Origin of the sequence: Azospirillum sp. Sh1 (assembly GCF_008365135.1) — a bacterium.
In the GTDB taxonomy this organism is placed as follows: Bacteria; Pseudomonadota; Alphaproteobacteria; order Azospirillales; family Azospirillaceae; genus Azospirillum; species Azospirillum oryzae.
In genome coordinates, this window is record NZ_VTTK01000020.1 from 26,777 (window position 1) to 49,771 (window position 22,995).

The 22,995-nt window shown below is 70.2% G+C and carries 22 protein-coding genes; 10 read left to right on the forward strand and 12 right to left on the reverse strand.

What is annotated here, in order from left to right; translation table 11 throughout:
- Positions 1-43: 43 nt before the first annotated feature.
- Both FZ029_RS19575 and FZ029_RS19580 read right to left on the reverse strand, forming a co-directional pair.
- Positions 44-538 (reverse strand): HupE/UreJ family protein, encoded by a 495-nt coding sequence (locus tag FZ029_RS19575; RefSeq protein WP_149271172.1) that lies wholly within the window; start codon positions 536-538, stop codon positions 44-46.
- A gap of 99 nt (positions 539-637) precedes the next feature.
- Positions 638-1,177, reverse strand: a complete 540-nt coding sequence (locus FZ029_RS19580) for a hypothetical protein (RefSeq protein WP_149271174.1) — start codon at positions 1,175-1,177, stop codon at positions 638-640.
- Between the two features lie 426 nt (positions 1,178-1,603).
- On the opposite strand from FZ029_RS19580, the gene FZ029_RS19585 reads away from it, so the two are divergent.
- Positions 1,604-3,079, forward strand: coding sequence for a DNA polymerase Y family protein (locus FZ029_RS19585; RefSeq protein WP_247892403.1), 1,476 nt, complete (start codon positions 1,604-1,606; stop codon positions 3,077-3,079).
- 3 nt (positions 3,080-3,082) lie between these two features.
- On the opposite strand, the gene FZ029_RS19590 is transcribed toward FZ029_RS19585, so the two are convergent.
- A complete protein-coding gene (locus FZ029_RS19590; RefSeq protein ID WP_149271176.1) occupies positions 3,083-4,039 on the reverse strand; it encodes an acetyl-CoA carboxylase carboxyltransferase subunit alpha in 957 nt (318 codons plus the stop codon).
- A 192-nt stretch (positions 4,040-4,231) separates the two neighbouring features.
- Here FZ029_RS19590 and FZ029_RS19595 point away from each other — a divergent pair, with 192 nt between their 5' ends.
- A complete protein-coding gene (locus FZ029_RS19595) occupies positions 4,232-4,993 on the forward strand; it encodes a class I SAM-dependent methyltransferase (protein ID WP_149271178.1) in 762 nt (253 codons plus the stop codon).
- A 119-nt stretch (positions 4,994-5,112) separates the two neighbouring features.
- Here the strand turns inward: FZ029_RS19595 and aceB are convergent, their stop codons facing one another.
- Positions 5,113-6,717: a malate synthase A gene (gene aceB, locus FZ029_RS19600; protein ID WP_149271180.1), complete on the reverse strand. Its 1,605-nt coding sequence runs from the start codon at positions 6,715-6,717 to the stop codon at positions 5,113-5,115.
- 91 nt (positions 6,718-6,808) lie between these two features.
- Positions 6,809-7,840 carry a phage shock protein operon transcriptional activator gene (pspF, locus tag FZ029_RS19605; RefSeq protein WP_149271182.1) on the reverse strand — a complete coding sequence of 344 codons (1,032 nt, stop codon included), beginning with the start codon at positions 7,838-7,840 and terminating at the stop codon, positions 6,809-6,811.
- A 178-nt stretch (positions 7,841-8,018) separates the two neighbouring features.
- On the opposite strand from pspF, the gene FZ029_RS33060 reads away from it, so the two are divergent.
- From FZ029_RS33060 to pspC, 4 genes are all read left to right on the forward strand, one after another.
- Complete coding sequence (locus FZ029_RS33060; RefSeq protein WP_188051987.1) at positions 8,019-8,183, forward strand: hypothetical protein; 165 nt, start codon at positions 8,019-8,021, stop codon at positions 8,181-8,183.
- A 17-nt stretch (positions 8,184-8,200) separates the two neighbouring features.
- A complete protein-coding gene (gene pspA / locus FZ029_RS19610; RefSeq protein WP_085087733.1) occupies positions 8,201-8,872 on the forward strand; it encodes a phage shock protein PspA in 672 nt (223 codons plus the stop codon).
- 74 nt (positions 8,873-8,946) lie between these two features.
- Positions 8,947-9,174, forward strand: a complete 228-nt coding sequence (pspB, locus tag FZ029_RS19615; RefSeq protein ID WP_149271184.1) for an envelope stress response membrane protein PspB — start codon at positions 8,947-8,949, stop codon at positions 9,172-9,174.
- Positions 9,175-9,381: 207 nt separating this feature from the next.
- Positions 9,382-9,783 carry an envelope stress response membrane protein PspC gene (gene pspC, locus FZ029_RS19620; RefSeq protein WP_149271186.1) on the forward strand — a complete coding sequence of 134 codons (402 nt, stop codon included), beginning with the start codon at positions 9,382-9,384 and terminating at the stop codon, positions 9,781-9,783.
- Positions 9,784-9,864: 81 nt separating this feature from the next.
- Here the strand turns inward: pspC and FZ029_RS33965 are convergent, their stop codons facing one another.
- Complete coding sequence (locus FZ029_RS33965) at positions 9,865-9,993, reverse strand: hypothetical protein (RefSeq protein WP_256379242.1); 129 nt, start codon at positions 9,991-9,993, stop codon at positions 9,865-9,867.
- Between the two features lie 315 nt (positions 9,994-10,308).
- Here FZ029_RS33965 and FZ029_RS19625 point away from each other — a divergent pair, with 315 nt between their 5' ends.
- Positions 10,309-10,827, forward strand: coding sequence for an MAPEG family protein (locus FZ029_RS19625; protein ID WP_247892404.1), 519 nt, complete (start codon positions 10,309-10,311; stop codon positions 10,825-10,827).
- Here the strand turns inward: FZ029_RS19625 and FZ029_RS19630 are convergent.
- Positions 10,766-11,728 (reverse strand): glycosyltransferase family 2 protein, encoded by a 963-nt coding sequence (locus FZ029_RS19630; RefSeq protein WP_149271190.1) that lies wholly within the window; start codon positions 11,726-11,728, stop codon positions 10,766-10,768. The genes FZ029_RS19625 and FZ029_RS19630 overlap by 62 nt on opposite strands.
- Positions 11,725-13,149 (reverse strand): O-antigen polymerase, encoded by a 1,425-nt coding sequence (locus FZ029_RS19635; RefSeq protein ID WP_149271192.1) that lies wholly within the window; start codon positions 13,147-13,149, stop codon positions 11,725-11,727. The genes FZ029_RS19630 and FZ029_RS19635 overlap by 4 nt, the downstream gene beginning before the upstream one ends.
- Before the next feature lie 353 nt (positions 13,150-13,502).
- Here FZ029_RS19635 and FZ029_RS19640 point away from each other — a divergent pair, with 353 nt between their 5' ends.
- Entirely contained in the window at positions 13,503-15,365 is a 1,863-nt protein-coding gene (locus FZ029_RS19640) for a right-handed parallel beta-helix repeat-containing protein (RefSeq protein WP_247892405.1), read from the forward strand.
- Between the two features lie 172 nt (positions 15,366-15,537).
- Here FZ029_RS19640 and FZ029_RS19645 read toward each other — a convergent pair whose 3' ends face one another.
- From FZ029_RS19645 to hemC, 4 genes are all read right to left on the reverse strand, one after another.
- Complete coding sequence (locus FZ029_RS19645; RefSeq protein WP_149271196.1) at positions 15,538-16,887, reverse strand: heme biosynthesis HemY N-terminal domain-containing protein; 1,350 nt, start codon at positions 16,885-16,887, stop codon at positions 15,538-15,540.
- Positions 16,884-18,650 (reverse strand): mitofilin family membrane protein, encoded by a 1,767-nt coding sequence (locus tag FZ029_RS19650; protein WP_149271198.1) that lies wholly within the window; start codon positions 18,648-18,650, stop codon positions 16,884-16,886. Before FZ029_RS19650 ends, FZ029_RS19645 begins: the two co-directional genes overlap by 4 nt.
- Before the next feature lie 135 nt (positions 18,651-18,785).
- The gene (locus FZ029_RS19655; RefSeq protein WP_149271200.1) at positions 18,786-19,556 is read right to left on the reverse strand and encodes a uroporphyrinogen-III synthase; all 771 of its coding nucleotides are present in this window, start codon (positions 19,554-19,556) and stop codon (positions 18,786-18,788) included.
- Between the two features lie 25 nt (positions 19,557-19,581).
- Positions 19,582-20,520 (reverse strand): hydroxymethylbilane synthase, encoded by a 939-nt coding sequence (hemC, locus tag FZ029_RS19660; protein WP_149196759.1) that lies wholly within the window; start codon positions 20,518-20,520, stop codon positions 19,582-19,584.
- Between the two features lie 158 nt (positions 20,521-20,678).
- On the opposite strand from hemC, the gene tsaD reads away from it, so the two are divergent.
- On the forward strand, positions 20,679-21,752 hold the full coding sequence (gene tsaD, locus FZ029_RS19665) for a tRNA (adenosine(37)-N6)-threonylcarbamoyltransferase complex transferase subunit TsaD (RefSeq protein WP_149271202.1): 1,074 nt from the start codon (positions 20,679-20,681) through the stop codon (positions 21,750-21,752).
- A gap of 217 nt (positions 21,753-21,969) precedes the next feature.
- A complete protein-coding gene (locus tag FZ029_RS19670) occupies positions 21,970-22,989 on the forward strand; it encodes an NAD(P)H-dependent glycerol-3-phosphate dehydrogenase (protein WP_149271204.1) in 1,020 nt (339 codons plus the stop codon).
- Positions 22,990-22,995 lie beyond the last annotated feature (6 nt).

The window sequence follows — 22,995 nt, forward strand, 5'->3', positions numbered from 1 at the left end:
TCAAAGATTTCCGCGCAACCCCGTCATTTCAAGGCGCAACCGGTCAAATCACGCCGACGAGGTCAAGAACGCCGGCGACTGCTACCACACCGCCACACAGCCGCACCGCGCGGTCCGACTCGGCCTGGGTCACCGCGACCGACAGACCCAGCCCGCCGCAGGCGACCAGCATCAGTCCAGCGGCGAAGCCGGCCCAATAAAGCGGCGGTCCCTGGTGGGCATGGCCGTGGAACACGGCAGCGACCGCGGCGATCAGCACCGCCAGCACGGCGGGCGCCCGCACCCCCAGCGCCACCAGCGATCCGATCACCAGCAGCGAGGCGGCCAGTCCCGGCCCGGCATAGGGCAGCCGCACGCCCATCTGGGCGGCGAAGCCCGCCGCCAGCGCGGCGGTCACGGCGGCGGCCGGCACCTGCCAGACCGCGGAGCCGCCGGCCTGCCCGGCCCACATGCCGATGCCGAGGATGCCCAGCAGATGCTGCAGCACCCACACCGGCGTGGTCAGCCCGGTGCCGAAGGCCCCCGTCAGCGTCGTCATGCCCCCGCATCTCCATCCCGTGTCGCTCCGGCAGCCGGTATGGCGGCTGAGGCGGGGCGGGGTCAAGCGGTCAGGCTCCAGGTCGGGGAAGGGGGGAGGCTACCGCGCCAGCGGGTCGCCCCATTGCCGCAGGTCGTTCTCGCGCTTCATCAGCTCGCGCTGGCCCAGCGGGTCGAGCCGTCCCATGGCGTCGTCGGTGCGCATGCGGTCGACCTCCGGCCGGATCAGGTCGCGCTTGAAGGCATCGGTGGCGCTCTGGGACGAGGGCGGGGGCGGCACCGGGATCGGACGCGGCGGCTGGGGCAGGGCGGCCGGGTCGGGCGGGGGCGACGAACTGCCGCGGCGGCGCTTGGGCGGCGGCCGGTCGTTGTCGCCTAAGTCGCGGCTTGCCTGCGGGACCTCTGCCTGTCGGGCCTGGGTGGTGGGCTTCGAGCCGGCGCGCGACTGCTCCGCCTGGATCTGGCTCCAGGTCCGCCGCTCCCCGCCGCCGGGAATCACCGTCTGCTCGTGGATCGGCGGAAAGGCCTGGGCGCGGCCGGGCATGTCGTCGCGCAGGTCCGGCGGCGCGCAGGCGCCGGCCGCCAGCAGGAGAACGAGCGGAGCCAGATGATAGGCCAGGGGCGGGAGATGTGGGGTCATCGATGGAATGTCGGCACTGCCGATCGTTTCGGCAAGATGACCCCAAAGGAGGGACTCGCCCCAAGGCCAAGCCAGCGCTAGAATGTTCTTTGTTTGTTCTTGGTTGTTGAGTTCCGTATGACGCACCCCCCTCGCCACCCGCCTTTATCTCCCTCTCCCCCCCGGGGAGAGGGTCGGGGTGAGGGGGATGTGCCGCGTGCCCTCCCGAAAATCCTCGCCACGTTCCCCCCTCACCCTAACCCTCTCCCCGCCTTTCGGCGAAGCTGCGCTTCGCCTGTCGGCGCCGTAAGCCAAGCTTACGGCGGGGGGGAGAGGGGATCTCAATGCGGCGAAAAGAAGGGATCTTATCGTGCTGGAGAGAAGGGAAAGCGCCGCATCCTCGCCTTGTGGCTCCCTCGCCTATCCACCGATGCGCGGGAGCGGCTGATGCCGCCGGACCAGCGCGCTCGTCCGTTCGCCCTGCTGCGGACGGAGCGCCAGCGGCGGATGGTGGTCGCGGTCAACCGGGCGGCGGCGATGCTGGGCATTGTTCCCGGTCAGACCCTCAGCGATGCCCGTGCGCTGGAACCGGCGCTGGAGGTGGCGGAGGCGACGCCGGAGGCCGACTCGGCCCTGCTCGGCCGCATCGCCGACTGGGCGCGGCGCTACAGCCCCTGGACCGCGGCGGACGAGCCGGACGGGGTGGTGATCGACATCACCGGCTGCGCCCACCTGTTCGGCAATCATCTTTTAGAGGGCGAAGAGGCGCTGGCCGCCGACCTGACCGGCCGGCTGCGCGCCGCCGGCTTCAGCGTCCGCGCCGCCATCGCGGACACTCCGGCCGCCGCCTGGGGGCTGGTGCGCTTCGGCAGCCCGGAGGAGCGGCGGCGGGAAGCGTTGGACGGCCTGCCGCTCGCCGCCCTGCGCTTGGCCCCGGAGATGGTGGAGGGGTTGCATGCGCTGGGTCTGCGCCGGATCGGCGACCTGCATGCCATGCCGCGGGCCGGGCTGGCCGCAAGGTTCGGGGGCAGGTTGCTGCAACGCTACGATCAGGCGTTCGGCCGGCTGGACGAGCCGATCTCGCCGCGCCGGCCGGTGGCGGACCATCGCGAGCGCCTGACCTTCGCCGAACCGATCGCCACGCCCGAGTCGATCGCCGGGGCGTTGCGCCATCTGCTGGGCCGGCTGTGCAAGGGGCTGGAGGCGGCGGGGCTGGGCGCGCGCCGGCTCCGACTCGACGCCCACCGCACCGACCAGCGGGTGGACGACGAGCCGCAGAGCCTGACGCTCGGCACCAGCCGCCCGACCCGCGACCCGGCGGCGCTGGCCCGGCTGTTCACTCCGCTGCTGGAACGGATCGAGCCGGGGCCGGGGCTGGAAACGCTGGTGCTGTCGGCGACGGAGACGGGGCCGCTGTCGGCCGTGCAGACCGGCATGGATGGGGAGGGGGCTGACGGCCCAGGGATCAACGATGGATTGGCCGAGCTGGTAGACCGGCTGACGCTGCGGCTGGGGGAGCGGGCGGTGCTGCGGCTGGTGCCGCGGGAAAGCTGGCTGCCGGAGCGCTGCGTGGCGCCGCATCCGCCGCTGGAGAGGTTGCCGTCGCCGAAGCCCTGGCCGGCGGGACAGCCGCGCCCGTTGCGCCTGCTGACCCCGCCCGAACCGGTGGAGGCCACCGCCCCGCTGCCCGACGACCCGCCGCTGCAATTCGTCTGGCGCGGCGTGCGCCACCGCGTCAGCCGGGCCGAGGGGCCGGAGCGGATCGAATGCGAATGGTGGCGTGGAGAAGGGTCGCTGGGGCTGGCCGTGCGCGATTACTACCGCGTGGAGGATGGCGACGGCCGCCGTTTCTGGCTGTTCAGGGCCGGGCTGTACCGGCCGGGGGAGAACCCGCGCTGGTTTCTGCACGGGTTCCTGGGGTGAAACTCACCCCAGCCCCTTCTGCCCCATCTCAAGGAACTTCTCACGGCGCTTGGCGCGCAGGGTGGCGCCGTCCAGGCCGTCCAGTTCGCCCAGCGACTCCTCGATGCAGTCGCCCAGCTTCTTGATCGTCTCGGCCGGATCGCGGTGGGCGCCGCCGATCGGCTCGCTCACCACATGGTCGATGACGCCCAGTTCCTTCAGGTCCTGGCTGATCAGGCGCAGCGCGATGGCCGCCTCGCCCGCCATGTCGGAGCTGCGCCACAGGATCGACGCGCAGCCTTCCGGTGAGATCACCGAATAGATGGCGTGTTCCAGCATCAGCACGCGGTCGGCGGTGGCGATGGCGATGGCGCCGCCCGAGCCGCCCTCGCCGATCACCGAGGCGACCATCGGCACGTTCAGCCGCAGGCAGCGTTCGATGCTCTTGGCGATGGCCTCGGCCTGGCCGCGCTCCTCCGCCTGGACGCCGGGGAAGGCGCCGGCTGTGTCGACCAGCGAGACGACCGGCAGCTTGAAGCGGTCGGCCAGATCCATCAGGCGCTGGGCCTTGCGGTAGCCCTCGGGCTTCGCCATGCCGAAATTGTGGCGGACGCGCGTTTCGGTGTCGTTGCCCTTTTCCTGGCCGATCACCACCACCGAGCGGCCACGGAAGCGACCCAGCCCGCCGATGACCGCGCGGTCCTCGGCGAAATGGCGGTCGCCGGCCAGCGGCGTGAAATCCTCGATCAGGCCGTTCACATAGTCCAGGCAGTGCGGCCGATTGGGGTGGCGGGCCACCTGAACCTTCTGCGCGGGCGTGAGCTTGGCGTAGGTCTGCCGCAGGAGCTTGTCGACCTTGGCCTGCAGCTTGGCGACCTCGTCGGCGATGTTGATGTCGCCGGCGTTGGTCAGGTGCCGCAACTCCTCGATCTTGCCTTCAAGCTCGGCGATCGGCTTTTCGAATTCCAGGAAGGTCTGCATGCCGGACACGGGTGGTTGGCGAGGCGCACAAAAAAGCGCGCGCTTGGTAGCACGCCCGGCGCGCCTGCGCCACAGCGGAAAGATGCGGGACAGCCTGGGAAGGGTTCCGCGACGAACCCACAGGGTTTATCCTTAACCGCCGGGAAATTCCAAGCCTAATCGTTGCCCGGATCGTGCAAGGCGGATCGCTGCATGTCGCTCTTCAAGGACCATTTTTCCGGCCATGCCGGCGATTACCGCGCCTTCCGCCCCACCTATCCGTCCGGTCTGGCCGCCGCCCTGGCCGATGCGGCGCCGGCCCGCGACCTGGCCTGGGACGTCGGTTGCGGCAACGGGCAGTTCTCCGTTTCGCTGGCCGACCAGTTCGCGGCGGTCCACGCCACCGACGCCAGCGCGGAGCAGATCGCGCAAGGACAAGCGCATCCGCGGGTCCGCTACGCCGTCGCCCCGGCGGAGGACAGTGGATTGCCCGACGGCTGCTGCGACCTGATCGTCGCGGCGCAGGCGGCGCATTGGTTCGACCTGGGTCGCTTCTATGCCGAGGTGCGGCGGGTGGCGAAGCCGGGGGCGGCGGTGGCGCTGGTCTGCTACGGCCGGCAATGGCTCGACGATCCCATGCTGGATCCGGTGGTGGAGCGCTTCCACAACGGCACGCTGGGACGGTATTGGCCGGCCGACCGCTGGAAGGTGATCGGGGGCTATCGCGGCATGGACTTCCCGTTTCCGGAACTGCCGGTGCCGCCGCTGGCGATGGAGGCGGTTTGGACGCTGCCGCGGCTGCTCGGCTACATGAACACCTGGTCGGGGGTGAAGGCGGCAACCAAGGCGCTGGGCTGCAACCCGTTGGAGGCGTTTGCGGAGCAGATCGCGCCGCTGTGGGGTAATGCGGAGACGGAGCGGCGGATCCGCTGGCCGCTGACGGTTCGGTTGGGGCGGGTTTTGCCCCCTCCCTAACCCTCCCCCACCTTCGGTGGGAGAGGGGACTGCCGCATTCTTACCCTCCACCGCCAACGGCGGGGGAGGGAGGGACCCGCGGCGAAGCCGTGGGAGGGAGGGGGCAAGGAGGCCGGCGCTTACGCCCCCTCCGCCACCACGCGCTCATAGGCCGGCAGGGTCAGGAAGTCGGTGAAGTCCTCGCGCGCGACCAGATCGCGGAACAGCGACGCGGCGTCGGCGTAGCGGCCCTTGGCGTAGGCGTCGGCACCGACGCGGGTCTTCCAGGCCGATAGCTCTTCGGCAATCACGCGGTCGACGAGGTCCAGCGTGACAACCTGCCCGTCGTCCAGCGCCGTGCCGGTGTGAAGCCACTGCCAGACCTGGGTGCGGCTGATCTCCGCCGTGGCGGCGTCCTCCATCAGGTTGAACAGCGGGACGCAACCCTGGCCGCGCAGCCACGCCTCGATATAGCCGATGCCGACCGCCACGTTGTTGCGCAAGGCCCCTTCCGTCTTCGGCCCGGCGGGCACCGCCAGCAGGTCGGCGGCGGTGACGGTCACGTCGGTGCGCTTGCGGGCGATCTGGTTCGGCGTGGGCATGTAGGCGTCGAACACCTCGCGCGCCACCTGGACCAGTCCGGGATGCGCGACCCAGGTGCCGTCATGGCCGTTGGACGCCTCGCGCTCCTTGTCGGCGCGGACGCGGGAGAAGGCGGCCTCGTTGGCCTGGAGGTCGTCCTTGACCGGGATGAAGGCGGCCATGCCGCCGATGGCCGGCGCGCCGCGGCGGTGGCAGGTCTTGATCGCCAGCTGGCTGTAGGCCGACAGGAAGGGGGTGGCCATCGTCACCTCCGCCCGGTCGGGCATGACGGCGGCGGGATCCTTCCGGAACTTCTTGATGAAGCTGAAGATATAATCCCAGCGCCCGCAGTTCAGGCCGGCCGAATGCTCGCGCAGCTCATACAGGATCTCGTCCATCTCGAAGGCGGCGAGGATGGTCTCGATCAGCACCGTCGCCTTGATCGAACCGTGCGGCAGGTGGAGATACTCCTCCGCCACCAGGAAGACCTCGCGCCACAGCCGCGCCTCGAAATGGCTTTCCAGCTTGGGCAGGTAGAAATAGGGACCGCTGCCGCGCGCCAGCAGCTCCTTGGCGTTGTGGAAGACATGCAGGCCGAAGTCGAACAGCGCGCCGGACATCGGCTCGCCGTCCATCAGCACATGGCGTTCCTCCAGATGCCAGCCGCGCGGCCGGACCTTCAGCACCGCGGTCTTGTCGCTGAGCCGGTATTTCTTCCCGCTGGCGGGGTCCTCGTACGAAATGGTCCGGCGCACGGCGTCGCGGATGTTGATCTGCCCCTCGACCAGATTGGTCCAGGTCGGGCAGGTCGCATCCTCGTAATCGGCCATGAAGACATTGGCGCCGCTGTTCAGCGCGTTGATGACCATCTTGCGGTCGACCGGGCCGGTGATCTCCACCCGGCGGTCGAGCAGATCGACCGGCAGCGGGGCGATGGTCCAGTCGGCCTCGCGGATCGCGCGGGTTTCCGGCAGGAAATCGGGCTTGTGGCCCTGGTCGAGCAGCGCCTGCCGCTTGGTCCGCACATCCAGCAGCCGCAGCCGTTCGCCGCCGAAGCGCCCCTCCAGCTCCGCCAGGAAGGCCATCGCCTCCGGCGTCAGGATTTCCTCGAAACCGGGCTTGATCGGACCACGGATTTCAAGACCGGACATGCTGGTGGCCATCGTGCTGCTCCCCTTCCCGCATTGTGACGAACCGCTCTCGCGACGGTTGGACAACCGGTATAGCACGGGAAACGCACGATCCGGGGACGGCCTAAGGTCGCAGATGGGCGGGCGGGATCAGCCCGTGCTTCTTCAGCATGCCGCGCAACTGGTGATAGCCAAGCCCCAGCGCATCGGCGGTCTGGCGCTGGTTGAAGCGGTTGCGCTCCAGCGCCTCGCGCAGCCGGGCGGCCTCGAAGGCGCGGACCTGATCGAGGATGCCGCCGTCGAACTCGGACGTTGCGACCTTCTCCGCGATGGGCGCGGCCTCAATGCGGGCAGTCGGTGCTGTGGCCAGGGCGGCTGTGGGGCGCCAGGGCGACTCGAAGGGGTCGAGGATGACGTGGTCGAGCGGCCCGTCGGGATCGGCGGCGGCGACGGAGCGCTCCACCGCGTTGCGCAGCTCGCGAACGTTGCCGGGCCAGTCATGGCCGCGCAGCCGGTCCAGCGCGGCGGCGGTGAAGCCGTGGAACAGCGGGCGTTGCAGTTCGCGCACCATGCCCAGCGCGAAATGCTCGGCCAGCGGCGGGATGTCGTCGGGACGGGCGCGCAGCGGCGGCAGGGTCACCACGTCGAAGGCCAGCCGGTCCAGCAGGTCGGCGCGGAACCGCCCGGCGGCGGCCAGCGCCGGCAGGTCGGCGTTGGTGGCGCCGACCACCCGGACATCGACGGTGGCGGTGCGGCCGCCGACCCGTTCGATCTCGCCATACTCGACGGCGCGCAGTAGCTTTTCCTGAACGGCGGGGGAGGCGGTGGCGATCTCGTCCAGGAACAGGGTGCCGCCGTCGGCCTGCTCGATCCGGCCGATCTGCCGGCGGGTGGCGCCGGTGAAGGCCCCGGCCTCGTGCCCGAACAGCTCCGAATCCAGCAGCGACTCAGGCAACGCCGCGCAGTTGACCTTGACGAAGGGGCGCTCCCACCGCTGCGACAGGTAGTGCAGGCGGGCGGCGATCAGCTCCTTGCCGGTCCCGCGCTCGCCGATCACCAGCACCGGCCGCTCCAGCGGCGCCACCCGCGACACATGCGCCAGCGCCGCCAGGAAGGCCGGCGATTCGCCGAGCAGGGACGGGGGAGTGATGGTCATCGTGATTTTCACCACTGTTTCGCCAAATTGACGATTATATCGTCCTATCGGCAAAGCCGCAATCCTGGGCATGCACGGGCGTAAGCTTGGCAAGTCCAGGCTTCCCAACGGTTTGGCGCCGATTCGCCGGGATTGGCACGGCGGTTGCGATACCGGTGGCATGGCAAGGAGGTCATCCATGAGCGACTTCAGCGATTTCCGCCGCCGCTATGGCGGTGACCGCTTCAACACCACGCAAGCGCGCCCGACGATGCGGCGCGTGCGCAACTATCTCGCCACCCGGCCGGCGGAAAGCTGGCTGTTCTTCTTCGCCGGCATCGTCGCCGGCGCCATCCTCGGCTGATTCACGGGACATCCATCATGAGCATCTTTTCGCGCCTGACCGACATCGTGCAGTCGAACCTGAATTCCCTGCTCGACCGCGCCGAGGAGCCGGAGAAGCTGATCCGCCTGATCATCCAGGAGATGGAAGACACGCTGGTCGAGGTGCGCTCCTCCACCGTCAAGATCATCGCGGAGAAGAAGGAGATCGAACGCCGCGTCGCCGATCTCCACCGTGAGCGCGACGAATGGGACCGCAAGGCCGAGGTGGCGCTGACCCGCGACCGCGAGGATCTGGCCAAGGGCGCCCTGATGGCGAAGTCCAAGGTCGCCGAGCAGGCCGACGCGCTGGCCGAGCAGCTGGTGCAGGTCGAGGCCGCGCTGTCCAAGGCCAACGAGGATATCGGCCGCCTGCAGGCCAAGCTGACCGACGCCAAGACCCGCGAGAAGGCGCTGGTCGCCCGCACCCAGACGGCCAGCAACCGCGTCAAGGTCCGCACCGTCCTGCATGACGAGCGCATCAACGACGCCCTGTCACGCTTCGAGCAGGTCGAGCGCAACCTGGACGAGATGGAGGGCCGGGTCGAGGCCTATGACGTCGGCCGCACCAAGAGCCTGACCGAGGAGATCGCCGAGCTTGAGGCGACCCACAAGGTCGAGGAGGATCTGGCCGCGCTGAAGGCCCGCATCGCCGCCCGCCGCAACGGCTGACCGTGGCTTGGTGCCGGGGTGGGGCGGTGACGCCCCGCCCGCTCTTCTCACGACAATAAGAAGGCCCGACGACCATGGGGTTCCTGGGTTTCGTCCTCGCGGTGCTGTTCATGGTGGTGGTGGCGCCGGTCTGGATCGTCTTCCACTACATCACCAAATGGCGCTCCCAGCGCGGGCTCACCGCGCAGGACGAACGGCTTCTGGCCGAATTGTGGGAGATCTCCAACCGGCTGGAGGCCCGCGTCCACTCGCTGGAGCGCGTGCTCGACACCGAGGCGCCGAACTGGCGCAACAAGGTGTGAGGGGCAGACGGAGTGTCGGCTTCGAATGCCCCCTCCCTAACCCTCCCCCGCTAAAGCGGGAGAGGGGACTGCCGCAGCTTCGGCAGTTGCGTGATGTCGCCAAGCATCCTGCCCCCTCTCCCTCGAAGAGGGGGAGGGATGGGGAGGGGGCAACCGCTGCAGAACCTCCCGCCCAACCCGAAACTTAATGAAAGGACCGAGCCCGCCATGGACCGCGCGTCCCCCTACGACTCGCCGAATCCGCACCGGCTCTATCGCGATCCGCAGCGCGGGGTGCTGGGCGGGGTGTGCACGGGTGTTGCCGATTACTTCGGCGTGCAGCCGGCCGTCATCCGGCTGGCGATGCTGTTCGCCCTGTTCTTCTTTTCGGTGCCGCTGGTGATCGCCTATGTCATCGCGCTGATGGTGCTGCCGGTGCGTCCGGCGCAGCTGTATCGCGATGCCGAGGAGGAGGCCTTCTGGCGCACGGTGTCGACCAAGCCCGACCGGACGCTCGCCGGTCTGACCCAGCGCTTCCGCGACATGGAGAAGCGGATCGTCGGAATGGAGGCCTACGTCGCCTCCAAGGAATTCGAGCTGAACCGCGCGATCCGCGACCTGGATCGCTGATTGCCTTCGGCAATGATCGCCGCTTGCCTTCGACAAGCCGAACCGCTGATCCCCGACCGGAAAGGCCGGGGGCCGGTGTCGTCAACGCCGCTGGCGGCGCCGGTCGCGGACGCGGATCGGAATCGGTTTCGGCGTGGGCATCGTGGCGATCAGACCGGCCAACGCCGCAGCCGTCGCCACCGCACCACCGAGCAGAACGAGATCCATCATAGGCCCTCCACCATCGAGATCCCCGCGTTCACCCACATGGTGAAGCAGATGGTTAGAACATGGTAGCGAAAAGAGAGACTGACAACATCTCTCCCATCGGGGCAGCCCCCAGTACATAGGTCATGGGACACCCTCCGCGTCGCCCGGGCCTTGATCCAAATCACGAGCCGGGCCGTTATTGGTCGAAGGAACAGGGTGCGGTCCTTTCCAGATGGGAAGCGATCGTGCCTTTGTCGAATCCCCGGCCTTTGACGGAGCCCCGCCCCGATGTCCGATACCAGTCTTCGCCAAAGCGCCCCCCGCCGGCGCAGGTCCATGGTGCTCCGTGCCCTGATGCTGAACGGCGCGTCAATGGTGGTGACGGTGCTTCTGTTCGTCCTGCTGCTGTCGCTGGTGGCGCCGCCGATGGGCATCAACGCGCCGGGCGCGCGGATGGCGCTGTGGGCGCGGCTGGTCGTCTGGCCGGCGCTGGTCCTGTTCGGCATGGTCATCGGGGTGATGGCGATGCGCGGCCGCACCCAGGCCTTCAATCCCATCGAGGACCCCGAATCGCGCTGTCAGCGCGTCTGCCAGCGGGTGCTCGCCAACAGCGTTGAGCAGTCCGCCATCTTCGTGCCGGCGCTGGCCGCCCTGGTCGCCACCCTGCCGCAGCCTTCGCTGGGCGCGGCGGTGGCGGCGACCGGGCTGTTCGTGCTGGGCCGGCTGCTGTTCTGGGCGGGCTATCTGGTGCATCCCTTCGCCCGCGCGCCGGGCATGGCGATGACGCTGACCGTCAATCTGATCGTGCTGGGCTGGGCCGTTCTGCTGCAACTGGGCGGGATGCAGCCCGGCTGACGGGCTTCTCCGCCGGCTTTCTTTCAGGAGGCGCGCTGGCCGGGGCCGCCGTCTTCGCCAGATGCAGCCAGCGGCGGTAGGCCTCGGCGCTCACCGGCGCCCGGTGCTTCAGCCCGATGCGCAGGATCTGCGGCAGGGCGAGCAGCACCTTCAGGTCGGTCATCCGCGGGCCGTGGCGCAGGTTCTTCCAACTGTTGCCGGCCCAACTGCGCGCCAGCCGCCACGCCATCAGCGAGGACGGGCAACGCGCCACCTCGCGGATCAGGTCGTTGCGGTGGTTGTAGAAGCGCTCCATCCCCGGCTTGCGGCCCTTCTCGCTCTTGTCGTGGTAGACCATGATGTCGGGCAATGCCACGACGCGGTAGCCGGCGCCGACCAGCCGCAGGCAGCGGTCCTTCTCCTCCCCCTGGCGGTAGAGTTCCGGCATGTAGAGTCCGACCTGCTCGACCGCGCTGCGCCGCAGCAGATGGCCGCAGCCGACATACCAGGGCACGTCGAAAGGGGCGGCGCCCTTGGGGAAATAGACCAGCCCGTCGCGCGTCTCGATGTTGCAGGCGACGGCGGCGACCTCCGGGTTCTCTTCCAGATAGGCGACGCAGCGGGCCAGCCCGTCGGGATCCTCGAACCAGCTGTCGTCGTCAACCGACAGGATGCAGTCGCCGGTGGTGTTCACGAAACCGAAGTTGCGGGCGAGGATCAGCCCGCCATTGTGCGGCTGGCGGACATAGCGGACGGTCGGGAACTCCGCCCGCATCATGGCGCCGGTGCCGTCGCTGGAGCCGTCGTCGATGACGATGATCTCCATCGGCGGGGTGGTCTGGCTCATCAGCCGGGTCAGCGCGATGCGCAGCTCCGGCCCACGGTTGTAGGTGGCGATGACGGCGCTGACGGTCAGCGTCATGACGGCTCCCTTCTGACGAGATTGGGCCGGACAAGATTGGGTGGCGCCACCACCGGGCGCATCGGGTCGTCCTCCAGGATCCCCCAGGCGCGGAGCGCCCGGGTCAGCCCGATCCACAGCAGGATCGGCAGCAGCGAGAAGAAGCCGAACTTCACGATGGTGATGTTGCCGTCGCGGAACCACTGCAGGCACAGCGGCAGGAAGGCGCAATAGAACAGCACGGCGTAGCGGTTGCGGAAGCCGCTGGTCCAGAACCAGCTGTGCATGCGGCCCAGGATCAGGCCGACCACCACCATGGTGACGATCATGCCGATCCAGCCGGCGCTCATCCAGCCGTCGCCGGGCAGCGAGGTGGTCAGGTTGTAGAAGACGCCGTAGTCGTTGAGGTCCACCCACTTCACCGGCGCGCCGACCGGCTTGCCCGGCCACAGCAGGCGCGGGATCGGTTCGGTGAACAGCTGCAGGTACTGGGTGAACCAGGTGTAGGTGCCCGACTGTTTGGGCACCACCCACAGGATGTAGGCGAGGAAGTCGAAATTCGCCAAATCCTGGCCGGCCAGCGCGTCGAGCGCCCGGCCGCTGCCGCTGCCGCCGTTGAAGCGCAGCAGGACGGAAGCCGGGGCGTCGCCGGCCAGCACATCGCGGAAGGCGTCGCGGTTGTTGCCCAGAACGGTGAACAGGCCCATCACCGGGATCGCGGCCAGCACATGCCACAGCCGGAACCAGCGCGTGCGGGTGCGGTACAGCATCAGCAGCACCAGCCCCAGGATGCCCATGATGATCGCCCAGCGCCCCCAGCCCAGATAGGCGCGGTAGGCGACGAAGCCGGCGAAGGGGATGAAGGACAGCGGGTGGAAGCGGCAGACCCAGATCAGCCCCAGCGTCAGCGGCAGGCCCATCGAATGGGCTTCGGCGATGTAGCCTGTGGTGTTGGTGTAGATCGGCTGGCCGGTCAGCGGATCGCGCTCCATCTGCACGTCGCCGGTCCCGTCGAAGCTGGCGCCGGCCTGGCGCTGGACCGCCGAATAGATGGCGAGCGGACCCAGCAGCAGCGCGGTGGTCAGGAAGGCCACGATGTCGACGCGGTCGAAGGAGAAGGCCGGCGCCGGCTCGCCGTTCGGGGTCCAGTCGGGCTTGACCAGACCGGCCCACATGCAGGCGGCGGCGAAGGCGATCAGTCCCACCGAACTGACCACCAGCGTCATGACGAACTGCTGCTCGTTCGGCCAGAAGCCCATGAACAGCCAGACATCGTCGAAATTCTGGGTGTGGACCAGGATCGGCCGCATGACGAAGACCAGGGCGTGGAAGATCAGGTACAGCGTCAGCGGATGGAACATCGATGCGCTGCCGGAGCTGAGGAACACCACGGTTACCAGCACCAGCACCAGGACCTGCGCGATCAGCGCCATTTCGATCATCGGCAAACAGTCCCCGGTAATTAGGCTGCGCCTGCACGGGGTGCGCGGCCCGCGGGCAAGCGGGTACGACCGGCCGGTCAGGCTAGGATGAAAAGTCAGCCTATACGCCCCGTCCCGGTCCGGCAGGGGGGCAGAGGGCGTGGCCCCTTCGCACCCGCACACCCCCTTCGCGCTTTTGCCGGTGCGGCGGGGCTGGGTCAGTCTCCCTCCTTCGGCGGCTTCGCCGTTGTTTTGGAGGAGGTTCTCCCATGTTCCGTTCCCAGCCTCGTCATCGGAGTGGAGCGGCCCAAATCCTGCCTCGGATTTTGCTGACATCTGCATTTCTGTTTGCCGCCGCCGGTTGGGGGCCGGCGGTGGCGGCACAGACCAGTTCCGCCGAAACGACCTTCTATGTGTCTCCCAGTGGCAACGACCGCTGGTCGGGACGCCTGTCCCAGCCGTCGGCGGACGGGCGCGACGGTCCCTTCGCCACCCCGGCCCGTGCGCTGGCCGCCGCCAAGGGCAACGGCCCGGCGACCGTGCGGCTGCATGGCGGGACCTATCGGCTGACGGCGCCGCTGGTGGTGGACGGCTCGCTGCCGGGGCTGCGGCTGACCGCGGTGGAGGGGGAGCAGCCGGTGCTGTCCGGCGGCGAGACGGTGGGTGGGGCGCAATTGGCGAACGGCCTGCTGTCCGCCCCGCTGGCGCGCGATCCGGGGCTGGATGTCTCGATCGGCGGCCCCGGTGAAAGGTTGCGCCTGGACGCCGCGCGCAGCGGCGACTTCAATCCCGGCGACCCGCGCAGCGGCTGGTTCCCGGCCAAGGCGGTGCAGTCCGATCCCAAGAGCCAGGGGAGCAAGCGGCAGATGCGGCTGCCCCCCGGCGTGCTGAAGTCCGGCTGGGCCGGGCCGGGGGTGCGGGCGCAGGCGCTGGACCGGGAGCGGCTGTCCGACGATCTGCTGGACGTGGCGTCGGCCGATCCGAACGGGCTGCTGACCCTTGGCGGCGACGGGCAGTATCCTTACCGCGACGGCTCGACCGTGCGGCTGCTCGGCCATCCCGATTTCCTGACGCGGCCGGGTGAGTTCGCCTGGGACGCCAAGGCCAAGCGCCTGTTGGTGAAGCCGCCGACCGGGCTGGACAGCGCCGGGGCGGAGCTGGTGGTGGCGCGGCAGCCGGCGCTGTTGCGGCTGGACAACGCGCGCAACGTGACGGTGCAGGGGCTGACCTTCACCGATGTGCCGTGGGACGGCAACGCGGTGCTGGTGAAGGGCGGCAGCGGTATGCGGATCGCCGACAACCGCTTCCTGCTGGTCGGCACCGCGGTGATGCTGGACGGCGCCGGCCGAAGCGAGGTGTCGGGCAACCGTATGGAGCATCTCGGCCGCTCCGGCGTGGTGCTGGCGCCGGGCAGCAGCGACAACCGCATCCTCGCCAACCGCATCAGCGACATCGGCGAGGTGCGCTTCTTCAGCGGCGGCGTGATGGGGGCCGGCATCCGCAACACGCTGATCGCCCACAACGACATCCGCCGGTCGGCCCGCTACGGCATCTCGATCAAGAACTGGAACCCGCAGACGGTGAACAGCGACAACACCATCGAGTTCAACCGCATCCGCGACACCTCGCGCCAGACCGCGGACGCCGGCGCCATCGAGATGCTGGGCCGCAGCGGCAACGACACCCGCAGCATCATCCGCTTCAACGACATCCGCGACACCGGCGGCCTCGCCACCGACGCGCAGGGGCGCTGGCTGGCCCGCTACAAGGGGTTCGGCATCTATCTGGACGACATGACCAGCGGCGTGACGGTACAGGGCAACCTGCTGGAGAACACCGGCATGGCGGCGATCTTCCTGCATGGCGGCGACAACAACCGGGTGTCGGACAACATCACGGTGATGAACGACGGCAAGGACCGCTTCCTGCGGCTGGAATGGGTGCCCAGCGCCGGAAAGAACGGACTGATGCACGGCAATGTCGCCGATGGCAACGTGGTGGCCGGCCCGTCGCCGAAGGAGCAGATCGTCAACAGCCTATCCGGCGGCGAATACCGGATCGAACGCACGCAGCTGGAAAATGCGGCGCCGGTTGCGGCGCCCGCCGGTATCGCCAGCGCCGCCAGGGCCGCCGCCCCACCGGCGGCCAACGCCCCGGCTGGGGGCCGCCTGCTGGACCGGCTGCTGGCGATGAAGGAACTGCCCCTCGACCGCGTCGGGCCGGAGGGGATGCGGTAATAGAAAAACCCTCTCCCGCCCCGGGAGAGGGGAGGGACCCAAGCAAAGCTTGGGAGGGGTGAGGGGTGGGACAAGGATCGGAAATCCATGCCCACATCGCCCCTCACCCTCCCGCCTTCGGCGGGCCCCTCCCTCTCCCGGGGCGGGAGAGGGGATCTTTAGCGGGTAACTCTCACGCCGTGGCCGGACGGGCCAGCGCCGGGGGGAGGTCGGTCGGTTCCATCACCGGGACGGCGACCGTCGGAGCCTTCCAGGTCAGGGTGTCGAAGGCGCCGCAATGGCCGCACAGGCCACCCCAGTTGTGGCTGACCGCCCCGCAGGAGCTGCAGGTCCACACCGGATCCTCCGGCGCATTGGCGGCCTTGGCCAGCCAATCCTTCGCCGCGTCCTCGTCGTGGCGCTCGCCGCGGTCCAGCTCGGCCATCAGGCGGTAGGTGCGGCGGGTGGGGCCGATCTCCATGGCGCGGTTCAGGTGCTGGCGCGCCTCGCCCCACAGCTGGGCGTCGATGGCGGCGCGGGCGACGGCGAGGTGCGATTCGGCCGAGTCCGGGGCCTGCCGCACCAGCTTCTGGAACAGCCGGACGCGGGTCAGCGTGTCATAGCTGGAGACGATGGTCCGGTAGATGTCGGCCAGTTCCGGGTGCGGCGACTGACGCCACGCCCGTTCCACCACCTTGGCGGCGGGCTTCAGCCGGTCGGCGGCGAGCTGCAGGCGGGCCAGACGGACGGCGGCGGGGACGAAGCCCGGCATCATGTCGTGCGCCGCCTGGGCGTGCGACAGGGCGGCGTCGGCACGGCCGCGGCGTTCCGCCTCGAAGCTGCGCTCCAGCAGCAGGACGGCGCGGTGGCGGCGACCCTCGTCGGTCGGGATGGCCCCGGCCTGGATCGCCTGCTGCAGCGTGCCTTCGGCGGCAGCCCAGTCGCCGGCCTGCGCCTCCAGGTCATAGAGCGTGCCGAGCAGCCAGGGCGTGTTGGGCTGGAGCCCGCGCGCCTTGCGGGCCAGCGTCAGTGCCTCCACCCGGTCGCCCGACTTGATCGCCTGGGTCAGCAGCCCGCGCATGCCGAGGAAGGCCGTCTCCGGCCGCTCCAGCATGGCGGTGAAATATTCCCGGGCGGCGCGCTCGTCGCCCTGCAGCTGGGCGGCCTGGGCCGACAGCAGCATGGTCAGCGGCGGCTCGTTCAGCAGCCCGTCGGCCTTGCGCGCCATCTTGCGCGCGGTCTGCGCGTCGCCGGCGGCGATGGCGACCATGCCCTGGGTCAGGGCGCGGTAACCGCGTTCGCGGCGGCGGACCCGGCTGTGGCGGCGGATGCGATACGGCGTGCGGATCAGCCCGCGGATCAGGCGATACCCCAGCGCCGCGATGCCCAGCGCCACGATCGTGACCAGCAGGGCGACCCAGAAGGGCGCCTCGACGGCATAGCCCAGCCAATGGACGCTTACGGTGCCGGGACGGTCGGCGAGCCAGATCGCGGCGGCGATGACCACCGCGACCTTCAGAAGGAACCAGAGGGCGCGGATCATTGGGCCGTCCCCTTCCCGCCGGCGGCGGTGGTCATCAGGGCGATGGCGCGGTCGTTCAGCTGGCGCGCGGCCTGATCGGCGGCCAGACGCGCCTTGGCGTCGGCCAGCCACGGGGCGGCGGTCTGCGCCGCCGGACCCTGCAGGGCCGACAGCTCCTCAACCGCCTTGGCGAGGTTGCCCTCGTTCAGCGCGGCCTCGGCGCGGGCGACGATGGCGGTGGCGGTGGTGCCGACCACCCCGCCGCCCTCCTGGCGCACGGTGACCAGGGTGGACAGTTTGCCGACCGCGGTGTCGATCCAGCTCTTGCCCTCGCCGCGGATGTCGGCGCGGACGATCTCGCCGGCCAGCGGCTGGAAGCGGTCGGTCAGCTGGGCGCGGGTCGGGATCCCCTTGGCGGCATAGGGCGCCACGGCGTCGAGCGGCTGGGTCACGCCAGCGTCGGAGATGTTGAGGGCGCGGACCGCCTGCAGGTCCTGCTGGAACGGCTGGCCGCCCGACAGGGAGGCGCGCAGCTGCCCGGCGGCCAGCACCAGCGCCTGGGCGGTGGTGGCGGCGTCCTGGCGCTCGCTGATGGCCTTGTTGACGCTGGTGACCTGCTGCTTCAGCTGGTCGACCTCGCTGCGCAGTTCCTGTGCCGCCTGGGTGTTGCCGGAGACGGCGGAGATCTTCTGCTCCAGCGCGGCGAGGCGGTCAGCCTGCGCCTTCTGGGCATCTGCGGCGCCGGTGTCGGCGGCCGGGCGCTTCTCCAGCGCGTCGATCCGTTGGGTCAGGGCCGAGACGTCGACGCTGCCGCCATTGCCGGCGGCGGCCGGACGCTGCTCCAGCTTGCCGACACGGTCGGCCAGCTGCTGGATCTGCGCGCGCAGAGCCGGATCGGCCGGAGCCGACGCAGTGCTGGAGGCGGTGGGTGCCGAGGTGGCTGGCCAGCCGGGCAGGGCGGGACCCCACCAGGGCTCCGACAGGGCGGCGGCGCCGACCAGCAATGCCACCACCGACAGGGCGGTGGCGAACCCGCCGCCGGAGCGCGGCTCGTCGATGTAGGACGGTGTCGGCGAGATACTGGGGGCGATGGTCGGACGCGCCGGCTCGGCATCGGCGCTGCGGCTGTAGCCCGCGCTGCCGCTGGTGCCGGACGGCGTCCAGCTGCCGGTGGTGGTCTTCGACGCGTCGGACTTGATGGCATCGTCCTTGGCCGCTTCGACCTTCTCCGCGTCGCCCTTCGGCGCATCGGCGAGGCTGTCGGTCGCGCCGATCGGCGTGGCCGGCGGGATCAGGGCGTCGGACGATTGCAGTTCGGTCGCGGCACCGATGGTCTGGCCTGCCGCCGGGGTGTCGGCCGCCGGGGTGTCGGCCGCCGGGGTGTCGGCGCCGGGGATGGTGTCGGCCGGGGAAGCGGTCGGAACCGGCTCCACCACCGGAGCGGCGTCGACAGTCGTGGCGGTCGTGGCGGCCGGGGTGATGACGGACGCGGCGGAGGCGTCGGTCTGCCGGTCCTCGCTGGGGGTTGCCGCGTCCAGGTCGGCGTCATCCAGCTTGATGCGGTGCTTGGCGGCGGCGGTGCGCAGGTCGGCATGGCGGGCCAGCGGGATCGCGCCCCGCTTCTTCCAGCCCTGGACCGTCGTCACCGGGGTATCCAGCTTGTGGGCCATCGGGCGGATGCCGCCGAAACGTTCGACGATGCGGTCGACCGCCGCATTGCCGGTGCTGGCGCCGTCGCCGTCACGGTCGGTGCCGGGGCGTTCGGGGCCTGGACGAGAGGTCATGGGCTGTACCTTCGGTTCGCTGTTGTTCGTTTTAACGTCACAGCCCCCTGACCGGTCCCCCTCGTCCCCCGTACGGCTGACGCACCCACCCGGAAGCACCGGGGGTGTAAGCCGTACGGCCGGACCGCGCCGGGTTCATCCGGCGACCGGCAACAGATCGAGCAGGGCGTCCTGCTCCGGCCGCGCCGCCACCCGTACGCTTCGCCACGGCGTCACTCCCTGGTCGCCGTACGCACGGGCAGCCTCCGCGACCGCGGGGCTGAGGCAGAACGCATCGACCGTACGACAACAATCGACCAGCCCCGCCTCGGCCAGCAGCCTAACAAAGGATGCGGCGGTACGGGGAGAGAAAAACAACACGCCGCCGAGCGCCGACGTACGCAAAAATGTCGCGGTCTCGTCCGACAGGGTTAACGCGGGTACGGCATCGTACATCACGCTGCGCCGCAGCGTGAACCCGGCCGCTCCCAGCAGGCCGGCGAGGTCGCCCGCCACCTTGCTGCCGGCCACATGCAGGAGCGTACCGGCGGCCGGATCGCGCAACCGGCGGACATGTTCGGCCAGTGCGTACACATCGCCCGACGCGCTGTCGACCTGCGCGAAGCCGGCCGCCCGCGCCGCCCGTGCCGTGGCGTCGCCGACGGCGTGCACCGGACGGTCGCGCCGGCTCGTACGTTTGGAGTAGGCGCGTACGCCGTTCGCGCTGGTGAACAGCAGGGCTTGTACGTCGGACAGGTCGGGCTCCGGTCCGTCGAGCCAGACCATCGACAGCATCGGCTCCACCGCCGTGGCGAAGCCGAGCGCCTCCAGCCGGCGGACCAGCGGTTCGGCATCCTCCGCCGGGCGGGTCACCAGAAGACGCGTACGGCGGAGGGCGGAAGAGGACTGAGACTGTTTTCCCGTCATGCGGAAAACCCGGCCGGAGGGGCGGTCAGTGCGGCGCCGCGGCGAAGAAATCGGGCGGCAGCTGCGCCCGGATCTCGGCCCCGGCGTCGGTGCCCAGCGACTCGGCCTCTGCCGCCTTGCCGCGGCGTTCCGCCCGGAAGATGACGCGTCCGTCGGTCGACAGCACCTTGGCGCGCAGGTGCAGGTCGTCGCCGTCCAGCATCGCCAGCGCCGCGATGGGCGTGCGGCAGGAGCCGTCCAGCGCGGCAAGCAGCGCGCGTTCCGCCGTGACGCGGACCATGGTTTCCGCACAGTTCAGCGGAGCCAGCAGGGCGCGGGTGGCGTCGTCGTCGCTGCGGATCTCGATGCCGATGGCGCCCTGGGCCACTGCCGGCAGCATGGTTTCCGGCTCCAGAACCGCGGTGATGCGGTCGGTCAGGCCGAGACGGCGCAGGCCGGCCAGCGCCAGCAGGGTGGCGTCGACCTCGCCCGCGTCCAGCTTGGACAGGCGGGTCTGCACGTTGCCGCGCAGCGGGAAGATCTTCAGGTCGGGGCGCAGTTCCAGCACCTGGGCCTGACGGCGCAGGCCGGCGGTGCCGACCACGGAGCCGGCCGGCAGATCGGCCAGACCGCCGCCGGACCGGGCGAAGAAGGCGTCGCGCGGGTCTTCGCGCGGCAGCAGGGTGGCGATCTCCAACCCGTCGGGAAGCTGGGTCGGCACGTCCTTCATCGAATGGACGGCAAGATCAGCGCGGCCGTCGAACAGCGCCTCCTCCAGCTCCTTGGTGAACAGGCCCTTGCCGCCCGCTTCCGCCAAGGTGCGGTCGAGGATGCGGTCGCCGGTGGTCTTGAAGACGACGATCTCGATGGCGCCGGGGGCGGCGAGATGCGGATGGGCGGCGATCAGGCGGTCGCGGGTTTCGTGGGCCTGCGCCAGCGCCAGCGGGCTGCCGCGCGTCCCGATACGGAGCGGGTGGGTCGTCATAGGGCGTGTTCTAGGGGATCCGCGCAGCTTTGCAAGGATTCGTCTGCCCCTCATACATAAGATTGAGGCGGATCAAATTTCATGCGCCCGCTTTCCTGCGCCCGCGCGCCCGCAACTCCATCCTGTACCCGGACGGCCAAGGCGGCTAGTTTGGCGCCATGATCGTTCTTGGAATCGAAACGAGCTGCGACGAGACGGCCGCCGCCGTCGTCACCGACGCGCGCGAAATCCGCGCCGACGTCGTGCTGTCGCAGTTGGACGACCACACGCCCTATGGCGGCGTCGTCCCGGAAATCGCCGCCCGCGCCCATCTGGAACATCTGGACGGGCTGATCCGCCGCGCCATGGACGAGGCCGGGATCGGCTTTGGCGACCTCGACGCGGTGGCGGCCACCGGCGGGCCGGGGCTGATCGGCGGCGTCATCGTCGGCGTGATGACCGCCAAGGCCATCGCCGCGGCGCGCGGGCTGCCCTTTGTCGCCGTCAACCATCTGGAAGGCCACGCGCTGACCGCGCGGCTGACCGACGACGTCGCCTTTCCCTACCTGCTTCTGCTGGTGTCGGGCGGCCATTGCCAGCTTCTGGCGGTGGAGGGGGTGGGGCGCTACCGCCGGCTCGGCACCACCATCGACGACGCGGTGGGCGAGGCGTTCGACAAGACCGCCAAGCTGCTGGGTCTGGGCTATCCCGGCGGGCCGCTGGTGGAGAAGGCGGCGGCGCGCGCCACCAACCCGGCGCGGTTCGATCTGCCGCGGCCGATGCTGGGGCGTCCGGGCTGCGATTTCTCCTTCTCCGGGCTGAAGACCGCGGTGCGGCGGCATGTGGAGGAGTTGGGCGGTGTCTTGTCGGAGGCCGATCGCGACGACCTCGCCGCCGCCTTCCAGGCGACGGTGGCGGAGGTGCTGGCCGACCGCTGCGCCCGCGCCATCCGCCGCTTCAAGGAGGACCATCCGCAGGGCGGCGCCCTGGTGGTCGCCGGCGGCGTCGCCGCCAACAAGGCGATCCGCAGCCGGCTGTCGACCCTGGCGGAAAAGCAGCGCATGCCGTTCGTGGCGCCGCCGCTGCGCCTGTGTACCGACAACGCGGCGATGATCGCCTGGGCCGGGATCGAACGCTTCCGGCTGGGCGAGAGCGACCCGTTGAATTTCGCCCCCCGTCCGCGCTGGCCGCTGGACCCCACCGCCGCGCCGGTGATCGGGCGCGCAGGCGTGGGTGCGGGGGTGAAGGCGTGAAGCGCATCCTTACGTCCCCTCTCCCGCCGGAGAGATCCCCTCTCCCCCCCGGGGAGAGGGTTAGGGTGAGGGGGGTGCGTTGCGAGGATTCGCTCGACGCGCGATGGTTCGGCTTCTTCCATGAATCCTCCCTGTGCATCCCCCTCACCCCGACCCTCTCCCCGGGGGGGAGAGGGGGAGACGAGCGTGGTCGTTTCATTGATGTGAGAGACTTGCCATGAGTGCCGTGCCCTCCTCCCCCCTCAACCGCATCGGTGTCGTCGGCGGCGGCGCCTGGGGAACGGCGTTGGCGCTGGCGGCGTTGCGGGCCGGACGCGAGACGCTGCTGTGGGCGCGTGAGCCGGCGGTGGTGGAGGCGATGAGCATCCGCCGCGAGAACCGCGATTACCTGCCCGGCGTGCCGCTGCCCGACGCGCTGCGGGTCACCGGCGAGCTGGCCGATCTCGGCGATTGCGGCGCGGTGCTGCTGGTGTCGCCGGCCCAGCATGCGCGCAGCGTCACCGCAGGCATGGCGCCGCTGCTGAAGCCGGGGGCGCCGGTCGTCGTCTGCGCCAAGGGGATCGAGCTGGACAGCCACGCGCTGATGAGCGAGGCGGTCGGCGCCGCGCTGCCGGCCGGCAACCCGGTGGCGATCCTGTCCGGCCCGACCTTTGCGGCGGAGGTGGCGCGCGGGCTGCCGACGGCGGTGACGCTGGCCTGCGCCGATCATGACCTCGGCACGGCGCTGGTCGCCGCGCTGGGCAGCCGTACCTTCCGGCCCTACCTCTCGGACGACGTCGTCGGCTCGCAGATCGGCGGGGCGGTGAAGAATGTGCTGGCCATCGCCTGCGGCGTGGTCGAGGGGCGGCGGCTGGGCGACAACGCGCGCGCCGCGCTGATCACACGCGGGCTGGCGGAGATCACCCGGCTGGCGCTGGCGCTCGGCGGCCGGGCGGAGACGCTGATGGGGCTGTCGGGGCTGGGCGACCTGACGCTGACCTGCTCCAGCCTGCAGTCGCGCAACATGTCGCTGGGGGCGGCGCTGGGCGAGGGCAAGTCGCTGGCCGAGATCCTGGCGGCGCGCCGTTCGGTGGCGGAGGGCGTATACACTGCCGCCGCGGTGGTCGGGCTCGCGGCGAAGCTGGGCGTCGACATGCCGATCTGCGCCGCCGTGGATGCCATCCTGAACCGCGGCGCCGGGCTGGACGAGACCATCGACGGGCTGCTGTCGCGGCCCTTCCGCGGAGAGGGCGTTTAGGGGCGT